This window comes from Sinorhizobium alkalisoli (assembly GCF_008932245.1).
Taxonomy (GTDB): domain Bacteria; phylum Pseudomonadota; class Alphaproteobacteria; order Rhizobiales; family Rhizobiaceae; genus Sinorhizobium; species Sinorhizobium alkalisoli.
Window position 1 is genome coordinate 886,258 of record NZ_CP034910.1, and the last position, 23,205, is coordinate 909,462.

The window sequence follows — 23,205 nt, forward strand, 5'->3', positions numbered from 1 at the left end:
CCGGCGAAGTGTATCTCTTGCCAACACGGCGGCACCTCGGCCGCGAGGAGATAATTATGACGTCCTGCCGTCGCATGGAAATGCTTAATCCCGTCACCGATCGGGGCGGGCAAAAGCAGCAGGATATTGGCGCGGCAAGCTGCGAAAGCATCCGCACGCTGAAGACCCTGGTAGAACGCGAACTGCCGATCGGCCTCGACAAGTTTTATGCACAGCTGCGCCAAAGCCCCGAAGTCAAGCGGTTCTTCTCGTCAGAGGAGCACATCGCCCGCGCCAAAGGGGCGCAAAAGGGGCATTGGACGAATATTTCCAATGGCGACTTCGGCGCTGGTTACGTCCAGAAGGTCCGCACCATTGTCGAGGCTGCTCGCGAGCAGGCGACCGCGCTCCAGGAGATCAACACCGCCGTGAACGGCATGGACCAGAGCACCCAGCAAAATGCCGCCATGGTGGAGGAGTCCACGGCTGCCAGCTATGCACTGGCCAAGGAAGTCAACCGCATCGCCGGCATGCTCCGGGAATTCGATAGCGCGGGCGGCGGCACGGATCGCATTGCCCGTGCCGGTGCTGCGGTTGTTTCCACTCCTGCCGCGCCATCGCGTAGCGCGTCGCCCGTCGGCCAGATGACCGCCAGACCTGCAAAAGCCTTCCACGGCAATGCGGCGGTTGCCGACAGCGATTGGGAAGAGTTCTGATGGGTGAAGGCGCCTTTCCATCCGCTACGCCCGAGGACCGCGCAAACACGGCCGAACTGCAAGCTGCGCGAGATCGCATGGTGATCATTGCATCGGAGCTCGACAAGATGCGCATCGCGCTGGTGGGCAAGGGCGAAGAGACATCGAAAGCAGAGGCCACGAGAGCCGGGAAGTAACAAAGGGGGCGAAATTTGAGGGGCGAATTTGGCGAGCGTGATTGGGGGGCCGGCTGCGAGGCAGCCGTTCCGTTGGACGACGGAGCGTTAGGATGCTTAGGCGAATAGAGTCGCGGATCAAGCCGCAGCGGTCCGTCGAGAAGTATATTCGCTCGATTGGTAGGCACTACGTGAATGCCGTCATCGTCATGACCCTGCTCATCGGAGCCACCTACCTGACAGTGGTTGTGGCGCTCGACCGCCATTCGTTGCAGCAGAATATCGGCTTTCTGACCAGCAACCAGTTCATTCGTTTTCAGCAGCTTGCCAATCAGACGCGGGCCCTGATGCGCGCTTCGGCCGATCCCAACCTGCCCGACTATATCGTCCGCCCGATGCGGGACGATATTCACCGGGCGATCGGCGATGTCCGCGCGATGAGCCGGCAACTGTCTGCACTGCACGACGAGATCGGCCGCAATTTCCTCGAGAAGCTCAATCCGCGCGACAGCATCTCCGAGCAGTTGCGCCTCGATCTCGACGCCCGACTTGAAGATTTCCTCGCGCGCGCAGAGAGGATCGCCAATGCCGGCGCGAAAGAACGGCGCGAACGCTATTCCTTCTGGGGTCCGATCGACTTCGCCGTTTCGTCGGACAGCGTTTTGATGCGGCAGTTCGGTGATCTCATCCGCCGGGCGCATGAGCGCAGCGGCATCAGCATCGACAACGCCAAGCTGATTGGTACCGGGCTCTTGGCGCTGATTGCGGCGACCGTCATCCTGGCGAGCATCTTCCTCTTCAGCCCGCTTCTGAAGAAACTGCGCAACGAACATCGCCGGACGATGGATTTCGAGAAACGGCTGACACGGCTAGCGCATACCGATGCACTTACCGGTCTCGCCAACCGTTCCTCCTTCAATCAGGCTCTTGCCAATCTTTTCTCCGACTTAGAGCGGGCCGGGACCGGCTTTGCGATGCTGCTCATCGATCTCGATCGCTTTAAAGCCATCAATGATAGTTTCGGCCATCCTGCGGGCGATGCGGTTTTGGACCATGTCGCCCGCGTCTTGCAAAGGACATTTCGCTCTACGGACATCGCTGCCCGCCTGGGCGGGGACGAATTCGCCGTGCTTCTGCCAGGAATGGCCGATGCCGCGCTGCTCGCCACGATCGCCAATCGGGCTGTCGAGGCGATCGCTGCCGAAATTCCCTTCGAGGGACGCGTGCTTCAAACGTCCGCGAGCATCGGCGGCGCTGTCGTGCCGAGCCATGCGAACGACGAGCCAAGCCTCATGCGCGTCGTCGATCTTGCGCTCTATACGGCGAAGAGCAGCCGCAATACCGCCTTCATCTTCGACGAGGCGGCGCTCGCGCGCAGGCTGGAGCAAAACCAGCTGTCGCTGGCTCTGGTTCTTGCCGCCGATCGCGATGAATTCGTGGTGCACTATCAGCCCAAGGTCGATCTCGCGACCGGGATGCATTTGGGGTTCGAGGCACTGGTGCGCTGGCAGCATCCAGAACTCGGCCTGCTGCCGCCGGGGCGGTTTCTGCCGCTCATGGAGGGAACCCAACTCATCCGCGGCATGACGCGTGCGGTCGTCGCGACCGTCGGCCGCGACCTCAACGCTTGGAAGCGGGCGGGTCTCGTCCCCGGCCCCATCTCGATCAATCTGCCCGAAGTGCTGCTCGTCGACAAAGAGGGCTACAACCTCTTCGTCGAGACGATCCGGGTGAACGGTCTCGAATGGCACGATTTTGCGGTGGAGATCACCGAGGACGTGTTCCTCAATCGCAGCGCCGATCAGATCCTCGATACGGTGGCGCGCTTCCGCGAGCACGGCCTCTCGGTCTCGCTTGACGATTTCGGCACCGGCTTTGCCTCGCTTGTGCATCTGCGCGACTTCCCATTCGACGAGTTGAAGATCGATCGCAGTTTCGTTGACGGCATTGGTGGCGATGCCCGCTCGGAGCAGATCATCCGCGCCATGGTCGATCTGTCGCGCAATCTCGGCAAAGGCTGCGTCGCGGAAGGCATAGAGACGGATGCGCAACGCCGCTTTCTGCTGGAGGTCGGTTGCGAGGTGGGACAGGGCTATCTGTTCGGCAAACCGGTGCCCGTCCATCAGGCAGGCGAGCGGTTGCCGAGGCGATCCGGGGGCGTAAAGCGGTTTTCGGCCGTCGGCAGGGGGCGGCGGCCGTAGGCGGCGCGCTGTAGTATAAAGGAGTGGGGACATGAAAGTGAAAACAGTACTATTTGCGGCGGCACTGACGCTGGCGAACCCGTTGAATGTTGCGGCCGCCGATTGGTCGGGCGCGGTCGATGTCGTGCATTTCTGGGTGTCGAAGAGTGAGTCGCAAGCCCTTGACGTCTTCCGGCAGGCATGGACGAAGGCCGGCAATCAGTGGGCGGACCTGCCGGCGGATAACAAGGTGGCCGTGCAGCGGGTCGTCAGCGACCGTGTCGCCAACGGCTACGCGCCTGCCGTGATGCAATGGAATGCCAATGAAGGTTCGCGCGAGTTGCCGGAAATGGGCATCGTGCTCGATATCGAAGAGGCGGCCAAGGCTGATCGCTGGCGAGATGTGCTGCCCGCAACCGTGCTCGACCGTATCAGCTACAAAGGCAAGATCTATTTCGCCCCCACCAACATCCATGCGGAGAACTGGCTCTGGACAAGTGAAGCCATTTTCCTGAAGGCTGGCCTGAGCGCGCCGCGGAGCTGGGATGATATCTTCGCGGCGGCCGAAAGGATCAAGGCGGAGGGACGCCTGCCCATTGCGCTTGGTGGCGGCAATTGGGAAATCTCCATCATTTTCAACAATATCATGCATTACAAGCTGGGTTCCGAGGGATATATCCGCCTCATCAGCGGAGATGCGACGGTGGTGCAGAATCCCCGGATGGCCGAGGCGCTCGGGATGCTGCGGCGTCTCTCTCGCTATGCCGAACCTGCGGCGGTTCGCGCACCCAAGACCTGGGCGGATGCCACGGAGGCAATCGGGCGGGGCGAGGCCGGCATGCAGTTCATGGGGGATTGGGCGAAAGGTGAACTGGTTGCCCGAGGCTACGCCGTCGATCGGGACTTCGGCTGCAGCCTGGTACCCGGAACCGAGATCGCATACTTCATGGTCATCGACGCCTTCGCCTTTCCGATCACCAATCGCCCGGATGCTGCCGCTGCGCAGCAGGCCTTTGCTCGCATGCTGCTTGATCGGGACAATCAGGTCGCCTTCAGCCGCATCAAGGGCTCACTTCCCGTTCGCACGGACGTCGATCCGAGCGGGCTCGATCGGTGCGGGCGGCTCGGCCTGGAGATGATTGCTGAGAAGAGCGGAGTGAGTGCGCAATCCATGGCAATGCCGACGCAAATGTCTGACGGCTTCATAGCCGTGCTCGCGGAGTTCTTCAACGACCAAAGCATGTCCGTTGAAACGGCGCAGCGGCGACTGTACGAAGTCCTGCAACATAACTGAACGGGACCGGCTCGATCGTCCCGCTCAGTGGCTCAAGGCAGGTGATCGCATCACCTGACCATCTCCGCGATGGCGCAAGAGGCATGAGAGCAAATCGAGCTCTATCGCCGGTTCGCCGGACCGGAATGGCCCGGCGCGACACCGTTGGGCGCTTCGACGGGCGGACATATGCCTCCGCCCGTCTGGGCTGCCCAGATCGGTGGTTTGGCGACTGGTTTTCCGCCGTTGACGCGCGAGCGCGGAGTCCGGTCCGCTTTTCGGGCGGGCTCCTCCATCCGGTCGCGCCCATGGAGTCCTGGAAGCGCATGATAGATGTCCATATAGCCGCGCGTCATACGTTCCACCGTGAAGCGGCGCTCGAAGGCCGCCCGCACTTTGCGCCTGTCAAGCAGGAGCACGCGGTCCAATTCCGTAACCGCCTCGGCAACCGAGTCGACCAGCACGCCCGACACGCCATCTTCGATGACCTCCGGCGCCGAGCCGTAGCGGAAGGCAAGCACGGGCGTGCCGCACGCCATGGCCTCGATCATCACAAGGCCGAATGGTTCCGGCCAGTCGATAGGAAACAATAGCGCCGCTGCGTCGCCGAGGAATTCCGCCTTTTGCCTCTCATCGATCTCGCCGATGAACTCGACGTTCGGATGGCACGCGATAAGGGGTTCGACAACCGCCTCCCAATAGGCGCGGTCCTTGGCGTCTATCTTTGCCGCGATCTTCAGTTGCCTGCCGACCCGGGTCGCGATCTCGATCGCCCGGTCCGGTCCTTTCTCCGGCGAAATGCGCCCGAGGAACGCCAGATAGTTGCCGCCGGGCTTTTCCTTGAATGGCAACAGCTTGGGATCCAGCCCGTGGTAAACGGTGCCGCGCCAGTTGGCCACCGGGATCGGCCGGCGCTGGTCGTTCGAGATGGAAACCAGGGGGATGTCGGAGAAAGCGCGATAGAACGGCCGCAGATCCGGCTCGTCGAGGCGCGTGTGCAGGGTCGTCACGGTTCGCTCGGCGAAATCTCGGATCAGCGGAAAATGCAGCAGATCGATGTGGAAGTGCAGGACATCGAATTGGTGCGCCCGCCGCCGCACCTCTTCCAGCATGACCATATTATGGGGAAGAAAATCACGGACCGCCGCATTGAGCCTGAGCGCGACCTCGCAGCAAGGCACCAGTTTCGATGTGGTGATCGAGTCTCCACTTGCAAAGAGCGTCACGTCGTGGCCAAGCCTTACGAGTTCTTCCGTCAGGCAGCCGACGATCCGCTCGGTCCCGCCGTAAAGCTTCGGGGGAACCCTTTCTGCAAGAGGGGCGATTTGCGCAATTTTCATTGCAGTACTCCTGTTGTCGGGCCGCGGCGAAGGCGGGATGCATTCGCTCGAAGGGCAGCGCGAGCTCACCTGCAACAATTGCCGAAACTGCCACTTGTTCCCGCAAGCGAACTGCTGCGACCGCGGAGGAAGGGAACATTCCCGTCTGATGCGATGTTTGCGAAAGGTACTCCCGCGAAGGTTTGGATATGCCCGAAGAGACCAATTGTCCGACCGTCCTCATTACGGGCTCGAGCGGCTTTCTTGGACAGGCGATCGCTCGCGAATTGCACGGCCGATACCGGGTGATCGGGCTCGATGTCGACGTGCCCGAGGGGCCGTCGGAGGCGATCGAAACGATCAGGATCGATCTGACCTCGGACGAAAGCGTGAGGACGGCACTCGAAGAAGTGCACCAGCGCAGCGGCGGGCGGGTCGCCTCGGTCATTCACCTCGCTGCCTATTACGACACGACCGGCAAGAGCGATCCCAGATATGACGCGGTCAACGTCGAGGGAACACGCCGGCTGCTCGCCGGCTTGCAGAGCCTCGACACGGAGCAGTTCATCTTCTCCAGTACCTTGCTCGTGCATGCGCCGAGCCCGCGGAGAGGTGTCGCTATCGATGAGGACAGTCCGCTTGGTCCGACTTGGGCATACCCGGAATCGAAAGCAAGGACGGAAGCGGTCATCACAAAGGAGCACGGCCGCATCAAGACCGTCGTGCTCAGGCTGGCCGGCGTCTATGACGAGGATTGTCGCGCCGCCTTCGTCGCCCAGCAAATCGCCCGCATATTCGAGCGACTGCCGACGGCCTATCTTTTCAGCGGCGATCTTCGAGCGGGGCAGCCTTACCTGCACAAGGACGATCTTGTTGATGCTTTCGTGCTCGCCGTCGAGCGCCGCGCCGATTTACCGGACGAGAGCGTCATGCTGATCGGCGAGACGGAAACGCTATCCTATGGAGAAATGCAGAAACGCATCGGCAAGCTCCTCCATGGCGAGGATTGGCAAACTTTCGTCCTGCCCAAGGGCCTCGCCAAGACCGGTGCATGGATGCAGACCGAAGTCCTCGACCAGGACACCGATATCAGACCCTGGATGATCGAGACCGCGGACGATCATTTTGAGATCGACATTTCCCGGGCCCGACGCCTGCTGGGCTGGGAGCCGCAGCACAGCCTGGCCGCTACTTTGCCGGAAATGATCCGTCGACTGAAAGAGGATCCGACCGACTGGTACGAAAGGAACAAGCTGGAGCCGTCGGCCGTCGCGGCGACCGAGCCCGAGCTCGATCAGGCACGGGAAAGGCTTCGTGGCCCGCTCGAGCGGAGCGAGGCGCAAATCGATGCCGCCGTGGAGCGTCATCGCCTCTTCACGCTCTGGGCGCCGCTGGCGAACGTTGCGCTGGGACTCTGGCTTCTCGCCTCTCCGATGACGCTCGGTCTTTTCGATCCCGTTGCTGCTTCCGCGCCTCCAGCCCTTGGACACGAGATTGCCGAGGCCTCAATCCGCAATGCGCGCCTCGGCATGAGCGAAATCGCCTCCGGCCTGCTTGTCGTTGTTTTCTCCCTTGCCGGCATGTACCGCCGCTGGTCCTGGCTGCAGTGGATCACGGCTGCCGTCGGCCTTTGGGTGATGTTCGCGCCGCTCGTCTTCTGGACGACGAGCCCCGCCGCCTATGCCATCGACACCGTCGTCGGCATGCTGATTCCCGTCTTCGCCGTCACGGTGCCGCCAACGCCCGGAATCAGTCGGCGGGCGCTTGCGGCCGACGACGACCGCCCACTCGGCTGGAGCTATTCGCCATCCTCCTTCACCCAACGGATGCCGATCGTCGCACTTGCCTTCGTCGGTCTGTTCGTCTCGCGCTATCTGGCGGCATACCAGCTTGGCCATATCGACGGCCTCTGGGATCCGTTCTTCGGACCGGGCGGTGCCGCGACCGACAATGGCAGCGAGGCCGTGGTCACCTCCTGGGTGTCGAAGGGCTTCCCGATCGCCGATGCCGGGCTCGGCGCCTTTGCCTATGCACTCGATATCCTCGCCGGCGCGATCGGCGACCGTCGTCGTTGGCGCACCATGCCCTGGATGGTATTCCTCTTCGGATTGTTGATCATACCGCTTGGCGTGGTTAGCGTTTCCTTCATCATCATCCAACCGCCGCTGATCGGCGCGCTATGCACGCTCTGCATCATCCAGGCGGCCGTGACGGTCCTGCTGATCCCCTATTCGGTCGACGAGGTTTTGGCGACCCTGCAATACCTCTGGCGGGCCAAATTGACCGGCGAACCGTTCTGGCGGACCTTCTGGAGGGGCGGTCCGGCGCTTTCCGAGGACCAGACGCCGGAGCCGGACCTCGATCGGCCGGCCTCAAAGGTGTTGCGCGAGTTCATCATCGGCGGGGTGAACTTCCCCTGGACGCTGGTGGTGAGCGTTCTGCTCGGGATCGTGTTAATGTCCACGCCGTTGGTCTTCGGTACCGAGCCGCCGCTCTATTACAGCGACCACGTCGCCGGCTGCCTCGTCGTGATGATCGCCGTCACCGCGATGGCGGAGGTCGTCCGGCCGTTGCGTTTTATCAATGCGGCCCTCGGTGCCTGGATTGCTGCATCCCCATTCCTGCTTTCGGGCGGCAGCACGTTCGGCGTCATCGCGGATGTGGTGGTCGGCCTTGGACTTATCGCGTTGAGCCTGCCGCGCGGCACGCGCAGCGAAGAGCACTATGGCGGCTGGGACCGGGCCATTGTCTGAGCGGTCCGCGCTACAGCGCCGCGCGTCTCAGACTCTGCGCTTTCCGCAAATCGGGTACGATTTTCGGGCCGCTGCGCTCGGATCATGGAGCTCACGACAGTTCCGACAGTATCTCCACGCGGCGCACGCCATACCAGCCGCCGAGCCAGGCCGCTACGGCCCCGAGGACCAGCGAAAAGAAGCCGAAGAAGGCGGCGGTGGAGACGACGGCCGCAGTCGCCGCAGCCAATTCCCCTCCCTGCTTACGCCCTGTCTCGATCGCGGACCTGTAGGCGCGTTCATATGCCTCGACGCGCGCCCGGGCTTCTGTGACCGGAATGCTCCGTGCCCGCGCGAGTGCATCGACGGCGCGCGCCCGGGCGTGCTCGGTCTCCATCTCCTCGCTGGTGACAAGCGTGCGCACCGCCGCCACTGTCGCGTCCCTCTTCGCCGCAGGATCGTTGCCGCCGATCCCATCGCGGATCTGGTGCTCGATCTCGTCGAATGGGTCGGCGACAATGGTTGGAGCGGATGCCGCAATACGCCCACCGACCGCGGAGGAGAGGCCGCCCAGTGCTCCGCCGATCAACGCGCCGGCGGAGGTCGTCAGGAGATACACGACGACCAGTGTCGTGACCGCCCAGCACGTCAGACCGTGATAAACCCCTGTCGTCGTGCCAGTGCGGCCCGACAGGCGGCTCGCCACATAACCGCCGGCAAAACCCGCGATCACCCCTGAAAACGCGAACCAGAGGCCGCTCGCGATCGCTCCGGGTCCTGCGTACGCGTCGCCGCGCGGAGCGAAGGCGGCCGCGCCGATCCCGACGCCAAGCAGATGCAGCAGGAGTTGTACGGTCAGCGCCAACGCCGCCCCGGCGAAGACTGCGGCCCAGGAAATCCCCGTGGCTGCTACGAGCACAGTCGGTCCGGCGGTCGTCGCCGGAGATGGCGTGTGCACCGTTTCGCTCATCGGTCGCTCCGTCGATCAGGCGTCGCTGTCACAACTTTGCGGGGCCAAATTCGTTCCCCGGCAAGGCAACTAACGGATCTTGGCGGGCTCCACCTGGGGGAGATTCAGTGGGCGAGGCTCAGACGTGGCGGGCGGCGCTCTTCCTCACCGTTTCCCCCTCGGTGAGGACACGCAATTCGTCCTCGCTGATCGTCTCCCGTTCCAGAAGCAGCTTCGCCGACCGCTCGAGGAGCGGGCGCCGCTCCTTCAACAGCGCCTCCGTCCGCTCGAAGGCGCCATCAATGATCCGGCGGACCTCCTCGTCCAGGATTGCGGCGGTCTTTTCGGAATAGTCACGTTCGCTGGCGCCCTGGTAGATCGGGTCAGGCGTCAGCAGCGAGCGGCGATCCCGCTCCAGGGCGACGTGACCGAGCCGTTCCGTCATGCCGTAGCGTGCGACGATGGCACGTGCGATGTCAGTCACCTTGACAAGATCGTCGGAAGCGCCCGTCGAGAGATGGCCGAAGACGATCCACTCGGCGGCGCGCCCACCGAGCAATACCGCCATCTTGTTTTCTAGTTCCTCCTTCGTCATCAGGAAGCGGTCTTCCGTCGGTCGTTGGATCGTGTAGCCGAGCGAGCCGATGCCGCGCGGGATGATCGAGACCTTGTGCACGGGATCGACGCCCGGCAGTGCCATTGCGACGAGGGCGTGGCCCATTTCGTGATAGGCGACCACTTCGCGTTCTCGCGGATTGAGCAGCCGGTTGCGCTTCTCAAGTCCGGCGATGATACGCTCGACGGCGTTGTTGAAATCGTCCATGGTAACGGCGTCGGCCCTGCGACGCGTAGCAAGCAGGGCTGCCTCGTTGACCAGGTTGGCGAGGTCGGCGCCGGTGAAGCCGGGCGTCAGTGCGGCGATCTTCTCCGGCTCGACGTCGGCAGCAAGCTTCGCCTTCCTCAGATGCACGTTGAGAATTTGTACGCGGCCTTGCTTGTCGGGCCGGTCGACGAGGACTTGGCGGTCGAAGCGTCCGGCGCGCAGGAGCGCCGGATCGAGGATTTCGGGCCGGTTCGTGGCCGCAAGGAGTACAAGCCCTGTCGATGGATCGAAGCCGTCGAGTTCGACCAGCAACTGGTTGAGCGTCTGTTCCTTCTCGTCATGACCGCCGGCCATCGGACCGATGCCGCGTGCGCGGCCGAGCGCATCGAGCTCATCGATGAAGATGATGGCAGGCGCTTTCGATCGTGCCTGCTCGAAGAGGTCGCGCACCCGGGCGGCACCGACGCCGACAAACATCTCCACAAATTCCGAACCGGAAATGGAGAAGAAGGGCACCCCGGCTTCACCGGCGACGGCTCTCGCCAGCAGCGTCTTGCCGGTGCCAGGCGGGCCGACCAGCAGGACCCCCTTCGGCATCCGCCCGCCAAGACGTCCATAGCCCTTCGGATCCTTGAGGAAATCGATGATCTCCTTCAACTCGTCCTTCGCCTCGTCGACGCCGGCGACGTCGGCGAAGGTCACGCCGGTGTCGGTCTGGACATAGACCCTCGCCTTCGATTTGCCGATCTGCATCAGACCGCCGCCCATTCCCCCCGCCATGCGGCGCAGCATGAACATCCAGATGCCGATGAAGAGGACGACAGGAAGTATCCAGGACAGGAGGTCGCGCAGGAAGGTGCTCTCGACTCTGCCTGTAACGACGACTCCGCGCTCCTGCAGTTGGCGTGCAATATCAGGCTCAACGCGGGTGGTGATGAACATCGGCTTGCCGTCCTGCGGGGTCTTGAACGTGCCCTGGATATATTGGTCGGAGACGGCAACCTCGCCGATCTTGCCCTCATCGAGATAGGTTTGAAACTCACTGTAGGGAATCTGCGCCACCTGCGTGGTGGTCGTGAAAATGTATTGAAACAGCATCAGGGCAAAGATTGCCGCGACCCAGTACCAGATATTGAACTTCATCTGCTTGTCCATTTCGCTGGCTCCTGGGCTGGTGGCGCGTCCACATGAGTTCGAAAAAGCGGCATCGCCGTCGCATCCGAAACGCGGCGGGAAGGAGGCGGTTCCCGCTCGACCTCACGGGGCGGGGGGTCGCCGTCCGACACTCTCTCATCGGTTCAACAACCACAAGAAGACAGAGAGAAGGATGCTGAGGAGCAGCCCGGTGGTGATCGGGATATAAAGCGTGAAGTTGCCGCGCTCGATCATGATGTCCCCCGGCAGCCGTCCAAGGCCGACGCGCTTCAGCCACGGCCAGAGAAGTCCGGCCGCGAGTATGAGGAGACCGATGATGATCAGAAGCCGCGACATAACGGCTCGATCCTACCGCACGCTGGGCGACAATTTCTACTCTGCATGTGCGAGGTTGCGAGCTATGCCGTCCCTGGGCACGAAGCGGCTACAAAGTGCTACAGCGCCGCGCGTCTGATAAGATGCGTGGCGCTGTAGGTCGAGTTCATTCAACCCAGGATCATCGTTGGTCTCAGTGCGCGGACGCAACCAGCACCGCTCCGTCCTCTTTGTCGTGGACCGCGAAACGGTCGAGCATATGGGCGCTCGCTGCATTGAGGCCGATGACCTCGACGGCGACGCCATGGCGGCGGTATCTCAGGACGACCTTGTCGAGGGCGCCGACAGCGGTGATGTCCCAGAGGTGCGCCTCGCTGACATCGATGACGACCTTTTCCAGCGGCTCGGCGAAATCGAAGGCGGCGATGAAAGCCTCCGTCGATGCGAAGAATATCTCGCCGTCGACGACATAAGTGCGTGCCTTGCCGCTGTCCTCGAGCCGAGACCGGACATGGAAGAGGCGGGCGACCTTGCCGGCAAAGAAGACGCCGGAAAGGAGCACGCCGACCAGTACGCCCTTTGCAAGATCGTGCGTGCCGACCGTGGTGACGACCGTTGCCAGCATGACGACGGAGGAGGGCAGGGGATTGCGACTGAGATCGAGGATCGAGCGCCAGGAGAAAGTGCCGATCGACACCATGATCATCACGGCGACGAGGGCGGCCATCGGAATGATCCGCACGAGGTCGTCCAGGACGAGAATAAGGAACAGAAGGAAGGCGCCGGCAACGAAGGTCGAGAGCCGTCCGCGGCCGCCGGACGTGACGTTGATGACCGATTGCCCGATCATGGCGCAGCCGCCCATGCCGCCAATGAGGCCCGAGGCGATGTTGCTCGCGCCCTGGCCGATACATTCCTGGCTCTTGTTGCTGGTCGTGTCCGTCATGTCGTCGACGATCTGCGCCGTCAGCAGCGATTCCAGCAGGCCGACGGCGGCTAGCGCCACGGAGTAGGGGAAGATGATCTGTAGCGTCTCGAAGGTCAGCGGTACCTGCGGCAAAGCGAAGATCGGCAGGCTCGACGGCAACTCGCCGAGGTCGCCGACGGTACGGATGTCCATGCCCGTCCAGTAGGCGATCCCAGTCAGAACGGCGATGGCCACGAGCGGCGAGGGAATAGCCTTGGTGACATGAGGGAAGAGATAGATGATCGCGAGACCCGCAGCGATCATCGCATAGGTCGCATGCGGCACGCCGATCAGCTCCGGGAGCTGCGCCATGAAGATCAGGATGGCGAGTGCGTTGACGAAGCCGGTGATGACCGAGCGCGAGACGAAACGCATGACCCGGCCGAGCTTCAGGAAGCCCGCGGCGATCTGGATGAGGCCCATGAGCAGCGTCGCGGCGAAGAGGTATTCGAGGCCGTGTTCCTTGACGAGAGTGACCATAAGCACGGCCGTGGCGGCGGTCGCCGCGGAGATCATGCCTGGACGGCCGCCCGCAAAGGCGGAGACGCAGGCGATGGCGAAGGAGGCGAACAGCCCCACCTTCGGATCGACGCCGGCAATGACCGAGAAGCCGATCGCCTCCGGGATCAGCGCAAGCGCCACGACGATGCCCGACAGGACATCGGCGCGGATATTGGAGAACCATTCGCGTTTGTAGCTGGCAATTGTCAATTTCATGATTTTCTTCGCAAGAGTAGCGCACCAGGCCGGTGGGAGGTCCGGCATGTCTCGGTTTGATGCTATTGCTTGTCTGGCGGATCGGCGGCCAGAAGAGCCACCCGGAGTTTCACCGGGTCCAGGGTGAATGAAGCCCTTATAGGAAACAGTCCTGCTGGAAGCAACGGTCTATTGTGCAGTGCCGCAATTTGCATCCGTGCCGCCCGCAAGGGCGGCTTGTATGTCCCTCAGCCTATGTGGACCGTGCCGCCACGAAGTTCTGCCATTCCTCCTCGCTCCCATGGAATACATTGAGGTCGATCCTGCCGTCGACTCCGTGCGAGAGGCCGGATCCCGAATATTGCCAGAAGAGCCATTTGCGGCCGGGATAGACCTTGGACGGGTGCGCGGCGACCGAACGCAGCCAGAAGGGATGGCTCGGAAAGGCGTTCTCGAGATTATCGCGATAGAAATCCGGTGCGGTATAGATGATCGGGCGCTGCCCGTAGTGCCGCTCCAGCTTGTCCATGAAGACCTGCATTTTCTCCCGCACGCGCGCGGGCGACGGACGCCGCTTGCAACTCGACTCGCCGTTCCACTCGACATCGATCACCGGCGGCAGGGCATCGGCTTCGCGCGGCACGTTGCGGATGAACCAGTCGGCCTGCTCCCCGGCCGTGCGGCACCAGTAGAAAAAGTGATAGGCGCCGCGCTTCAGGCCGGCCGCCTGGGCGCGGCGCCAGTTCTTCTTGAACATCGGGTCGAGATGGTCGCCACCATCGGTCGCCTTGATATAGGCGAAGTTCGCGCCCTGCGTCCGCAGTTTCTGCCAGTCGATCTCGCCCTGCCAGCGTGAGACGTCGACGCCGTGGACGGCAAGACTGTGCGGTGATCTCTTGCCGAAGTTGATCGGCTTGGCATCGCGGAAACGATGGCTGTAGACATGTGAACGCGTGCGGGGCACCGCGCCGATTGCGGGATTTTCCGGCGCGATGAATGCGACCGGCCTTTCCATCGGGACCGGCATGCCGGCTTCCCGTTCCATCTGAGCAAAGGCCCCCGCGTCTGGGGCGGGGCCGGCCCAGGCGAGCGCTTCCTGCGGCTCGGCCGGCGTCGTAGCAGGCCTGGCGGCGGCGGGCCCGACGGCGGTGGCGGGTACGGGCGCCGACGGCCGGACGACGGAACTGGTTGTTTCACCGGAAGGCCGCGGCGCAAGCACACTCTCCGGACCGGAACTGGATGCACAGCCCGCAAGCGTCAGGCAGGCGAGGATGAGGGCTGGCACGGCTGGAAAACGCATGGGAACCCGTACGCAAAACGACTGTTGAAGATGGGAGGCGATGCCGTCGCACTCCACGAGAGTGAAAATCCTAACCGCAGCTTACCAACAAAGGTTGAATCCGATCTTAACGGCCGTCGGATTTCGAGATCCGATCTGGCGATATCGTCCGCCAGGTCCTGACCTTAGCTCACTCGTGCAGGAAGCGAGGGGTGGTCGCGTTTTCGTCTGTCAACGAGTCTCGGGTTCAGGCGGCTTGTGTGGAGACTGAAATCGGTGAAGTCGCAGCTGTCCGGGACCTGCTGAAGGCGCTCCGCATGCATCCTCAAATAGCCGCGCGAATGGCCCGCTTCAGCGGCCGCTAGTCTTAGTCTAAGCGTGTGGGCTCATCCCAACGAAGTACAGCGGTCAAGTAATGAGCGCGGGCTAACGAAATTTGCGGGTACCGCTAACCCGATTTGAAACTCACAGCTGCGGAGCAGCTTTGGTACTCTAACTGGTAAGTCTGCTGATCAATCGGCGCTATGCGGCATAATTTGCCTGCAAATCGCGCCTGTCCGGAAGGATCGGTCATGGATCATGTAAACGGGCCCGAGGCGACCTGCGACAGGCCCGCACATGTCGGCAGCGACGGTCGCACGATGGTCGTTCCATGTCATCGCGCTCGCAAGACGTCAGTTGGGGCCATTCTCGGTCTCGTTTCGCTCTGCATCATTATGATGCTGCCCGGTTTGCCCGCAAAAGGACAGACGAAAAGTGATGACAGACTCGCCCCGCGAGACACTGTGGAGATTAGCGTTGCCGGATGGCATGCCCTGCTTGGCGGCGTAGCCGAGGCGGCGCTGCTTAATGGCACTTTTACTATCGGAGCAGGTGGGACGGTCGAGCTTCCGGTAATAGGACGCCTGCCCGCAGCAGGCCTCAGCGAGAGTGAACTGGCGAAGCTGATAACCGATCGCTTGCAGGCCAGGAGCGGCAGCGACCAACGACCGGTGACGACGGTCCAACGACGTACGCCGGCGCCCGAAGAGCCATCATCGGGGGCGATCAGTGTCGAGGCGCCTCCGCCTGCCGCGCAGCCGGACGTCGCAGGGCCGGCGGAGACGGAAAGACTGGGATCGGAACGATCCAAGGTAGACGCATTGCTTGGTGATCTAGCCGCCGCTCGCATGGAGCTTAAAGAGGCTCGCGACGAAGTGCGTGCAGCACACAAGGCTGCTCGTAGCGCTGCGATGCGGCACGATCGCCGGCTTGCTGCAGAGCGTCGACGCGTCGCCGCCCTGACCCAAGAACTCACCGCTGCCCGGGCCGATCTCGAAGCCGCGAAGGCTCGCCTGCAGCAGGAAGTAAACGCGGCCCGAAACTGGGATGCCGCGATCGCCACGGTCAGTGAGGCTCGTGAGTTGGTTGTGCGTGAACGCGCCAGGGGCGCCGAAGCGCAGGAGAAGTTCCTCGCGGCGCGCAAGGAAGTCGATGCGATGCGGCGTGCCGCCGACTACAGTGGCGAGCAGGCGCGAAGGGCGGGCGCCAAAGCGGCTGAACAAGGGCGGGCTCTTGAAAGTGCGCGACAGAGAGCCGAAGGGCTCGTGCTCAACCTGGCGATCCTGCAGCGCGAATTCGAGCGTGTGGGGGCCAAGTTGGCTGGAGCAGTGCGATCAAAGGCTGCTGCGCTCAGGGCGCGCAATGCTGCGGAGGCGTCGCTGGCAGATGTCAGGCAGGCCCTTGAAGCGATCCGGCGCAAGCTTGCCGCCAATGAAAGTACCCTTGCCATGGTTCGCCGATCGGCTTTCGAGGCCCGCGCTGAGTTTCGAGCGGCAAAACAGGCAGCCTCGCAGGCCGATACGCTTGCCAAGGTTGCGGCAAGCCTGGCTGACGAGGCGCTCGACGAGGAACGCGAGAAGGCAAGGTTGCTGGCGCGCGAACTCGAAATAGCCCGTGCGGAACGCGACGCGGCAAGGAAGGAACTCGCTTCGGCGGCACCGGGGGAGTCGCTTGGAGTCGATGACGAATCGAATGACCGCCACCTTACCGTGGAGCGCAGAGGCGGGCATAGACAGAACGCACGCGTCGGCGATCACCCGAGCGAGCGTGCCAAGACGGTGGCGCGCAAGGGTGTACGATCGGCTCGTGAGAGCGGGTCGCCAGAGGTCCGAAAGGCGGAGCTCGGCAAGTCAACGCCACGCGCTCGATCGGTGACGATCGTGCTCCCGGACGCGCTGCTCCCCGGCGGTCGCCCACCCGGTGCCTTTGGTAGACAGGGTGGAAGGCATTTTCCCGGGTTGCATGGCCCAAAATGAGGAGCCAGAAGATGCGTAAGCATTTAGCTGCCACGTTTGTGATCGCAGTCGCGATCGGACCCCCGTCAGCCCTTGCCTTAGACCTTGGCGCCAAAGTCGGTCCGGTTGGCGTCGGCGCTGAGGTGGGGATCGGCAAGAGCGGCGCCTCTGCAGGGGTTGGCACGAATGTCGACGGAATAGGTGGAGTAAAAGGCGGGACCTCGCTCGGCGCGAAGGATGGATCCAGTCTTGGGGTCAGCGGCAATCTCGGCGGCACGAGTGGCGGCATATCGGTAGGCTCCGGTTCCAAAGCCGGAGCTGCCGATTCCGGGGCCGGTTCAGGCGGTTCGGCCAACGGTTCTGGGTTGAGTGGTGGTGCCGGTGGTTCGACAGCAAGGTCCCAATCATCAGGCGGTGGCGGTACCAACACGATCGGCCCCGTTGCCCCGGCAAGGACCGCACGAGCATCCATCGTTCTGCCACGCATCCTTTGGCCGTTGAAGAGAAAGCGGGCCGCACAGGGGCGGGGCGAATGGGCCTATCCTTTGAGCGTCCCGTTGTCCATTGCTGCGATTCCGGGGACTCCGAGCACCGTCGTTCGCACCTGCCGGAAGGCGATCGCCTCGGCTGCGTCGCCGCTTGGCGCCGTGCGTGTACGTGCGGCAAGCGCCGGCTCGCTGCTTCGGCATCGCAGCGGGGTGCTCACCGCTCCACTTGCCGTCAGCATAGACTATGCAGGTCAGGACGGCATTCAGGTTCGCCAGGCGCGAGTCAGCTGTCGCCTAGATTCGTCCGGCAAGGTCATTGCGGTCATCTAATGTATGTCCCTGAAGGTGTGCAGCGGTCTTGCGGGCAACGACTTGCAGAAAACAAAGTCTGATCGCGGCGCGCCTTGCCGGAAATGCCGAACATCTTCAAATTTTCGCGGCACTTCGTAGCTCCACGGGAAAGCAAACTGCCTGTTCACTCAGACAACGGTACCCCGGCAGGCCCAGGCGATATTCGCAAACGACCTCGGTCCGTCGGCTCGCCCGGCCTGATAGGCGTCGCGAACGGCGGCATCGACGCGCGCCCGCTCCGCAGGGTCGAGATTGGCAACATATTTGCCGAGTGGCCCTTCGCCCGCGGCAATCGGTGCCCAGTAGTCGTCGAAGCTCTGGTAGTCCATGCGGATCACCAGCTCAGTCTCCACGACTCCCTTCAGGCCCTGTCCGACGAAGGACTGCTTCATCTCGCCCGGCTGCATCATCGGCTGCCAACAATAGCGCTCCCGCAGCTGGCGCCCGCCTTCGCTTAAGGCCGCCACCGTATCGACCATCATGCGCATGCCGGGCATGCCGCCGAAGTGATCCCAAACGGCGGCCGCGACCACGCCGCCTGGCCGAACGACCCGGCGCATTTCGGCCACGGCCCGGCCGGCCTCGGGCACGAAATGCAGCACGAGCAACGCCAGCGCGCGGTCGAACGTGCCGTCCTCGAAGGGCATGGCACAGGCATCCGCCTGCCGGATCGTTATGCGCTGGTCGTCGTTGCGCCGCGTAGCCGCTTCCACGAAGACGGGCGAATAATCAATGGCGGCGATCTCGGCGAGGTCCGCGCTCTCGGCAAGGGCAAAGGTCAGGCTGCCAGTTCCGCAGCCCACATCGACGACCTTTTCGCCGTCGGCAAGCCCCGCAAAATCGATGAAAAGCGGCGCGAGCCTTCGGCTCCAACGGCCCATGAGCTGCTCATAGCCGGAGGCGTCGTGGACATTGAAGTTTGAGGTCATCCAGGGTCTCCATACGCTCGCACCTATGCTAGTCCTGTGAGCCCTGGCTGCCAAGGAGCGGGCGACAGCATGGGCCTAATCTCGCTAACTCGATCGCAGGACGCTAATGCAAGTGCCGCAGCTTGTCCGGATTGCGTACGATATAGATCGCGGTGACTTTGCCTTCCTCGATTTCGAGTGCGGTCGTCTGGAATTCGCCGTCGGCTTCCAGCGTGACGAAGCCGGGCAGGCCGTTGATGAAGCCGGTCCGAACGAGTTTCGAACCGTGCTCCTTGAACAGCTTAGCGAGATGCGTCTGTACTTTCATCACTTCATCGAAGCCGATCAGCGGCCGGAGCGCCGCCGAGCGCTTGCCGCCGCCGTCGGCATGGACACTGACGTCGGCCGCCAGCATCGCGCCGAGTGCCTTCATGTCGCCGCTGCGGGAGGCATTGAAGAAGGCTGCCGCAAGCTCGAGCCCGCGGTCCTTCTCGACGCGGAAGCGCGGTCGCGCCTCGCGGACATGGGTGCGTGCGCGGGCCGCCAATTGGCGACAGGCAGCGGGGTCGCGCTGGATGGTTGCGGCGATCTCATCGAAGGCCAGTCCGAATACGTCATGCAGCAGGAAGGCCGCACGTTCGAGCGGCGAGAGGCGTTCGAGCGCAAGCATCAGCGGCAAGGTGACGTCTTCCTCCTCCTGTTCTTCAACGATCGGATCGGGAAGCCAGGGGCCGATATAGGTCTCGCGCTGGCGGCGTGCCGACTTGAGCTGATCGAGGCAGAGCCGGGTGACAGTGCGGCGCAGGAAGGCTTCCGGCTCGCGCACGGCCCTGCGGTCGGCCCCCATCCAGCGGATGAAGGCCTCCTGAACCATGTCCTCGGCGTCGGCCACGGAGCCCAGCATACGATAGGCAACGCGGATCAGCTTTGGGCGCAGCGGGTCGAAACTCGCCGCAGCGTCCCCGTTGGCCGCGCCCGACATCAGGCGACCGCCTTGGCGGCGGTTTTTGCCGCCAGCGCCGGATCGACCCACAGGCCAAAGGCGACGGCAATCCGGTTCCAGCCGTTGATGATGTTGATCATGAGCGTAAGCTTCACCTGTTCCTCCTCGCTGAACTGGTCGTTCAAGGATTGATAGGCACTTTCATGCGCATGTCCTTCCGAAAGGCGCGTCAGGGCTTCCGTCCAGGCAAGCGCGGCGCGTTCGCGATCGGTATAGCAGGGCGCCTCGCGCCAGGCCGACAGCAGGTATATGCGCTGCTCGGTCTCACCTTTAGCACGCGCCTCCACGGTATGCATGTTGATGCAATTAGCGCAGCCGTTGATCTGCGAGGCGCGGATCTTGACGAGTTCGATGAGGGAGGGTTCAAGGCTTGAAGCGACGGCGAGCGAAGTGCCGGTCCAGCTCTTCATGAGGGCAGGGGCAGCGATAAACGGATCGAGTTTGGCGGTCATGGTTGGCTTTCCTCTTGTTGGTTACGCCACCATGACGAGACAGGATCTGCCGGTGTGACATCCCGACGGATTTTTTCCGTGAGCTTTGATCCGGGCCAAAGGGGAAAACCTTGTCTGCTCGTTTGCATAACTGTAAGTGCCCGTGCCAACAATTTTTGCGAGTAAGCCAATGGACTTTCGTCTGGTTGCAGGGAGCATGGCGGTCGGGTGGGCATGCGTGATTGGACTTGCCTTGTTTGCTGATGCTCCGGGGCACAAACCCTCAACGGAAGCCGAGTATGAGAAAGCCGTCGCTGCCTTGAGGAAGCTTCCCGGGGCGGGAGAAGAGCTTGTGGTCAAGTGCGTGCACTGGACGATACCCGAAATTCAGAAATTCGATCTCGATGAGACATCTTATCCAGATCGAACCGCAATGGCGAAGGACATCTGCCGCCGCTTCGTCCAGGTCGTAGTCGATGGCAGATTTACACTCGCCGATGTCAACCGCTTGGGAGACTCCGATGTGTTGGAATTGATCGAGGAAGCGGAACTTCGCCAGCCACGGTTCCGCGACGAGTAGCAAGCGTCGTTGCCTGGCCGAAAAGTCGAGCATCTTCCGATTGAACGTCTTACGATAGGGACGTCAGAGAGCCAGTTATGATCCGGTGTCGCAGCATACCGATGATGATGTGAGGCGATGACTATGCAGATGAAACGCAGAACCATTATCCTTGGCGGCGGGGCACTCCTTGCCGGGGCGGGGACCGCCTTCATCGCCCTCGGCCGTGGCGGCGAGCCGATATCGCGGCATAGCTTCGACTGGAAGGCGTCCGACTTTCGCGCGGGCGGGACCGCGGCAGTTCCGGCCGATCTGCCGGAGCCGATTTTCCGAGCCGAACCGCAATGCGTCGTGACCTTCGCAAAGACGCTGGGACCCTGTCATACGAGCGATGTGCCGGTCCGCAAGGACGTGACCGAGGGTGTCGCGGGGTTGCCGACTCGTATCAGCCTGCGACTGGTTGAGGCAGAGAACTGTGATCCCATCCAAGGCGCCGACGTAGAGATCTGGCACACGAACGCCGACGGCGTCTATTCCGGACGGGCGGCGTCGATGTGCAATCGGGATGACACCGACGCCAGAAGCACGAGGTTTCTCAGGGGCCGGCAGATCAGCGACGAGAATGGCGTCGTCAGCTTCCTGACGGTCTATCCCGGCTGGTATTCAGGCCGCGCGGTCCACGTTCACCTGCGCATAATCGTGGACGATCGGGAACTGCTCGTCAGCCAGCTTCTCTTCGACGACGCACTGAGCGACCTCGTCTATGAGGGGCATCCGGATTATGCCGGCCGCCCCCAACGCAACACGATGAACGGCGGCGACAGCGTCTTTTCCTCCAGCGAGGCGGCACAGTTCATCCTTGATTTCGAAAAGCTCGATCCCGGTGTCCTGCAGGCAAGCTATACGATCGGGCTCGTGCGGTCATAGGGGCGACATCCAGAGTCTTCGGCAGCGTGAAGCGCGTCCGCTTCGCCCACAGGGCGATCGCGGCAAGCAAGCCGCAGCCGTGGGTATTGCGCGGATGGCGTCGGAGGCATGACGAGAGAGGCTTTCCAGCCACACCAGGCCAGCAAAGTTTCGGCTAACCGGAGGTTGCCGGGCTAGCGCAAGGTCGGCGCCTGTAGTACTCGCGTTCTGGCCAAATTCAACGGGCAGGAATCGAGATGACCGCCGACCGCCTCCGCTTTGTCCTCTTCCTCAACGGTGTATTCATCCTCGCTATGGCCCTCGCAATGCTTGTTCCGGCGATCGTCGATTTCGGTGCCGGCAACAACCGTGATGCGATGACTTTTGCAGGCGGCTTCGTCGTCAGTGCGGGCATCGGTTTGCTGCTCGTGGCGGCCTTCAACCAGGGGGACGTCGACCCAAAGGACAGCCGCACGGGGCTCCTGGTCACGGTCAGCGCCTGGCTCTCGGCCACCCTGATCGGAGCCATTCCGCTCTACAACTCGCATCTTGGCATCAGTTGGACCGATGCGGTCTTCGAAGCGGCGTCGGCTCTCACGACAACGGGCTCCACCGTTCTTTTCGGGCTCGATCAAATGCCGCCCGGCCTGTTGATGTGGCGCTCGCTGCTGCAATGGCTCGGCGGCATCGGGATCATCGTAATGGCGCTGAGCGTGCTTCCTGCCCTCCGCGTCGGCGGAATGCAGCTCTTCCGCGCCGAGTCCTCCGACGTCTCGGAAAAACCCTTCCCGAAGGTCAGGCAGATCGCCCGAAACATCCTGATCGTCTACCTGTCGCTGACCCTTCTCTGCGCGATAGCTTTCGACGTCGCCGGAATGACGACCTTCGACGCGGTCAATCATGCATTGACGACAATCGCGACCGGCGGCATGTCCACTAAGGACGCGTCCATCGGCTATTACAGCTCTCTGCCGATCGAAATCGTGGCGATCGTCTTCATGCTGATGGGTGCTCTGCCGCTGGCATTCTATGCGGTATTCCTCGTGAACCGGGGCAAGCGCAGTACAATTGAAGGCCAGATCAAAGCGTTTCTCCTCGTCGTCACGGCGGTGACGCTCGCCTGCACTGCATGGAATATTTCACAAGGCATGGCGCCGCCGACGGCGTTGCGACTGTCCGCCTTCAACGTCACGTCCGTCATCACGAGCACAGGCTTTGTCACGGCCGACTTTTCCAATTGGGGAAGTTTTGCGATGGGGCTCTTCTTCCTGCTCTATTTCATCGGCGGCTGTGCGGGCTCGACGGCAGGTGGCATCAAGATCTTTCGCTGGCAGATTCTGTTTGCGGGATCGGGAAGAGTGTTGCGGCAGATGCTCTTTCCAAATTCGCTGGTGCCGGTGCGCTTCCAGGGAAGGTCCGTCGATGACGTGGCGATCGGCAACGTCCGCAATTTCTTCTTCCTTTATCTCGTGACGACGCTGATCCTCTCCCTCCTGGTCATGGCGACCGGCCTCGATTTTCTCTCTTCCCTTTCGTCGGTGGCGCAGGGCATGGGAAATACCGGGCCGGGCCTCGGTCCCCTCGTCGGGCCCGCCACCAACTTCGCGGCCATACCCGACACGGCCAAGTGGCTGATCGCCATCTCGATGATCGTCGGTCGATTGGAGCTGGTAACATTCCTCGTCGTGCTGCAGCCGTGGTTCTGGCGGCGCTGACTGCGCATGGCTTCAAAAAGGTGGAGCTGC

Annotated in this window: 18 protein-coding genes, 1 pseudogene and 1 other annotated feature; of the genes and pseudogenes, 10 read left to right on the forward strand and 9 right to left on the reverse strand. The window is 62.6% G+C overall.

The window, feature by feature from the left end:
• Window positions 1-149 precede the first annotated feature (149 nt).
• From EKH55_RS30325 to EKH55_RS21805, 4 genes and pseudogenes are all read left to right on the forward strand, one after another.
• A pseudogene (locus EKH55_RS30325) lies at window positions 150-495 on the forward strand (protoglobin domain-containing protein); the annotation flags it as partial.
• Window positions 496-694: 199 nt separating this feature from the next.
• A complete protein-coding gene (locus EKH55_RS29480; protein WP_192803864.1) occupies window positions 695-871 on the forward strand; it encodes a hypothetical protein in 177 nt (58 codons plus the stop codon).
• Between the two features lie 92 nt (window positions 872-963).
• The gene (locus EKH55_RS21800; protein WP_151613112.1) at window positions 964-3,051 is read left to right on the forward strand and encodes a putative bifunctional diguanylate cyclase/phosphodiesterase; all 2,088 of its coding nucleotides are present in this window, start codon (window positions 964-966) and stop codon (window positions 3,049-3,051) included.
• Window positions 3,052-3,082: 31 nt separating this feature from the next.
• Window positions 3,083-4,324: an ABC transporter substrate-binding protein gene (locus EKH55_RS21805; RefSeq protein ID WP_151613113.1), complete on the forward strand. Its 1,242-nt coding sequence runs from the start codon at window positions 3,083-3,085 to the stop codon at window positions 4,322-4,324.
• 101 nt (window positions 4,325-4,425) lie between these two features.
• Here EKH55_RS21805 and EKH55_RS21810 read toward each other — a convergent pair whose 3' ends face one another.
• The gene (locus EKH55_RS21810; RefSeq protein ID WP_151613114.1) at window positions 4,426-5,643 is read right to left on the reverse strand and encodes a glycosyltransferase family 4 protein; all 1,218 of its coding nucleotides are present in this window, start codon (window positions 5,641-5,643) and stop codon (window positions 4,426-4,428) included.
• Between the two features lie 188 nt (window positions 5,644-5,831).
• On the opposite strand from EKH55_RS21810, the gene EKH55_RS21815 reads away from it, so the two are divergent.
• Complete coding sequence (locus tag EKH55_RS21815; protein WP_151613115.1) at window positions 5,832-8,375, forward strand: NAD-dependent epimerase/dehydratase family protein; 2,544 nt, start codon at window positions 5,832-5,834, stop codon at window positions 8,373-8,375.
• 91 nt (window positions 8,376-8,466) lie between these two features.
• Here EKH55_RS21815 and EKH55_RS21820 read toward each other — a convergent pair whose 3' ends face one another.
• The 5 genes from EKH55_RS21820 to EKH55_RS21840 all read right to left on the reverse strand — a co-directional run bounded on the left by EKH55_RS21820 (window position 8,467) and on the right by EKH55_RS21840 (window position 14,559).
• Window positions 8,467-9,324 (reverse strand): PhnA-like protein, encoded by an 858-nt coding sequence (locus EKH55_RS21820; protein ID WP_151613116.1) that lies wholly within the window; start codon window positions 9,322-9,324, stop codon window positions 8,467-8,469.
• Between the two features lie 118 nt (window positions 9,325-9,442).
• Window positions 9,443-11,281, reverse strand: a complete 1,839-nt coding sequence (gene ftsH, locus EKH55_RS21825; RefSeq protein WP_151613117.1) for an ATP-dependent zinc metalloprotease FtsH — start codon at window positions 11,279-11,281, stop codon at window positions 9,443-9,445.
• Window positions 11,282-11,416: 135 nt separating this feature from the next.
• Window positions 11,417-11,617, reverse strand: coding sequence for a DUF2905 domain-containing protein (locus EKH55_RS21830; protein WP_151613118.1), 201 nt, complete (start codon window positions 11,615-11,617; stop codon window positions 11,417-11,419).
• 172 nt (window positions 11,618-11,789) lie between these two features.
• Window positions 11,790-13,280 carry a SulP family inorganic anion transporter gene (locus EKH55_RS21835; RefSeq protein WP_151613119.1) on the reverse strand — a complete coding sequence of 497 codons (1,491 nt, stop codon included), beginning with the start codon at window positions 13,278-13,280 and terminating at the stop codon, window positions 11,790-11,792.
• A gap of 67 nt (window positions 13,281-13,347) precedes the next feature.
• Window positions 13,348-13,403, reverse strand: a sequence feature (sul1 is cis-regulatory element that is thought to sense ions involved in sulfur or methionine metabolism; They are found in Alphaproteobacteria).
• A gap of 109 nt (window positions 13,404-13,512) precedes the next feature.
• A complete protein-coding gene (locus EKH55_RS21840) occupies window positions 13,513-14,559 on the reverse strand; it encodes a glycoside hydrolase family 25 protein (protein ID WP_151613120.1) in 1,047 nt (348 codons plus the stop codon).
• A 698-nt stretch (window positions 14,560-15,257) separates the two neighbouring features.
• Between EKH55_RS21840 and EKH55_RS21845 the strand changes: the two genes are divergently transcribed.
• Together EKH55_RS21845 and EKH55_RS21850 are read left to right on the forward strand one after the other, a co-directional pair.
• Window positions 15,258-16,835, forward strand: a complete 1,578-nt coding sequence (locus EKH55_RS21845) for a polysaccharide biosynthesis/export family protein (RefSeq protein ID WP_269808423.1) — start codon at window positions 15,258-15,260, stop codon at window positions 16,833-16,835.
• A gap of 11 nt (window positions 16,836-16,846) precedes the next feature.
• The gene (locus tag EKH55_RS21850) at window positions 16,847-17,632 is read left to right on the forward strand and encodes a helicase (RefSeq protein WP_151613122.1); all 786 of its coding nucleotides are present in this window, start codon (window positions 16,847-16,849) and stop codon (window positions 17,630-17,632) included.
• Window positions 17,633-17,781: 149 nt separating this feature from the next.
• On the opposite strand, the gene EKH55_RS21855 is transcribed toward EKH55_RS21850, so the two are convergent.
• The 3 genes from EKH55_RS21855 to EKH55_RS21865 all read right to left on the reverse strand — a co-directional run bounded on the left by EKH55_RS21855 (window position 17,782) and on the right by EKH55_RS21865 (window position 20,016).
• Window positions 17,782-18,582 (reverse strand): class I SAM-dependent methyltransferase, encoded by an 801-nt coding sequence (locus tag EKH55_RS21855; protein ID WP_151613123.1) that lies wholly within the window; start codon window positions 18,580-18,582, stop codon window positions 17,782-17,784.
• Between the two features lie 103 nt (window positions 18,583-18,685).
• Entirely contained in the window at window positions 18,686-19,543 is an 858-nt protein-coding gene (locus tag EKH55_RS21860) for a sigma-70 family RNA polymerase sigma factor (RefSeq protein ID WP_151613124.1), read from the reverse strand.
• Window positions 19,543-20,016, reverse strand: a complete 474-nt coding sequence (locus EKH55_RS21865; protein ID WP_151613125.1) for a carboxymuconolactone decarboxylase family protein — start codon at window positions 20,014-20,016, stop codon at window positions 19,543-19,545. The genes EKH55_RS21860 and EKH55_RS21865 overlap by 1 nt, the downstream gene beginning before the upstream one ends.
• Window positions 20,017-20,185: 169 nt before the next feature.
• Between EKH55_RS21865 and EKH55_RS21870 the strand changes: the two genes are divergently transcribed.
• The 3 genes from EKH55_RS21870 (at window position 20,186) to EKH55_RS21880 (ending at window position 23,175) form a co-directional block, all read left to right on the forward strand.
• The gene (locus EKH55_RS21870) at window positions 20,186-20,575 is read left to right on the forward strand and encodes a hypothetical protein (RefSeq protein ID WP_151613126.1); all 390 of its coding nucleotides are present in this window, start codon (window positions 20,186-20,188) and stop codon (window positions 20,573-20,575) included.
• 129 nt (window positions 20,576-20,704) lie between these two features.
• On the forward strand, window positions 20,705-21,481 hold the full coding sequence (locus EKH55_RS21875; RefSeq protein WP_192803865.1) for an intradiol ring-cleavage dioxygenase: 777 nt from the start codon (window positions 20,705-20,707) through the stop codon (window positions 21,479-21,481).
• A 236-nt stretch (window positions 21,482-21,717) separates the two neighbouring features.
• Window positions 21,718-23,175 carry a TrkH family potassium uptake protein gene (locus EKH55_RS21880; RefSeq protein WP_151613128.1) on the forward strand — a complete coding sequence of 486 codons (1,458 nt, stop codon included), beginning with the start codon at window positions 21,718-21,720 and terminating at the stop codon, window positions 23,173-23,175.
• Window positions 23,176-23,205: the final 30 nt, after the last annotated feature.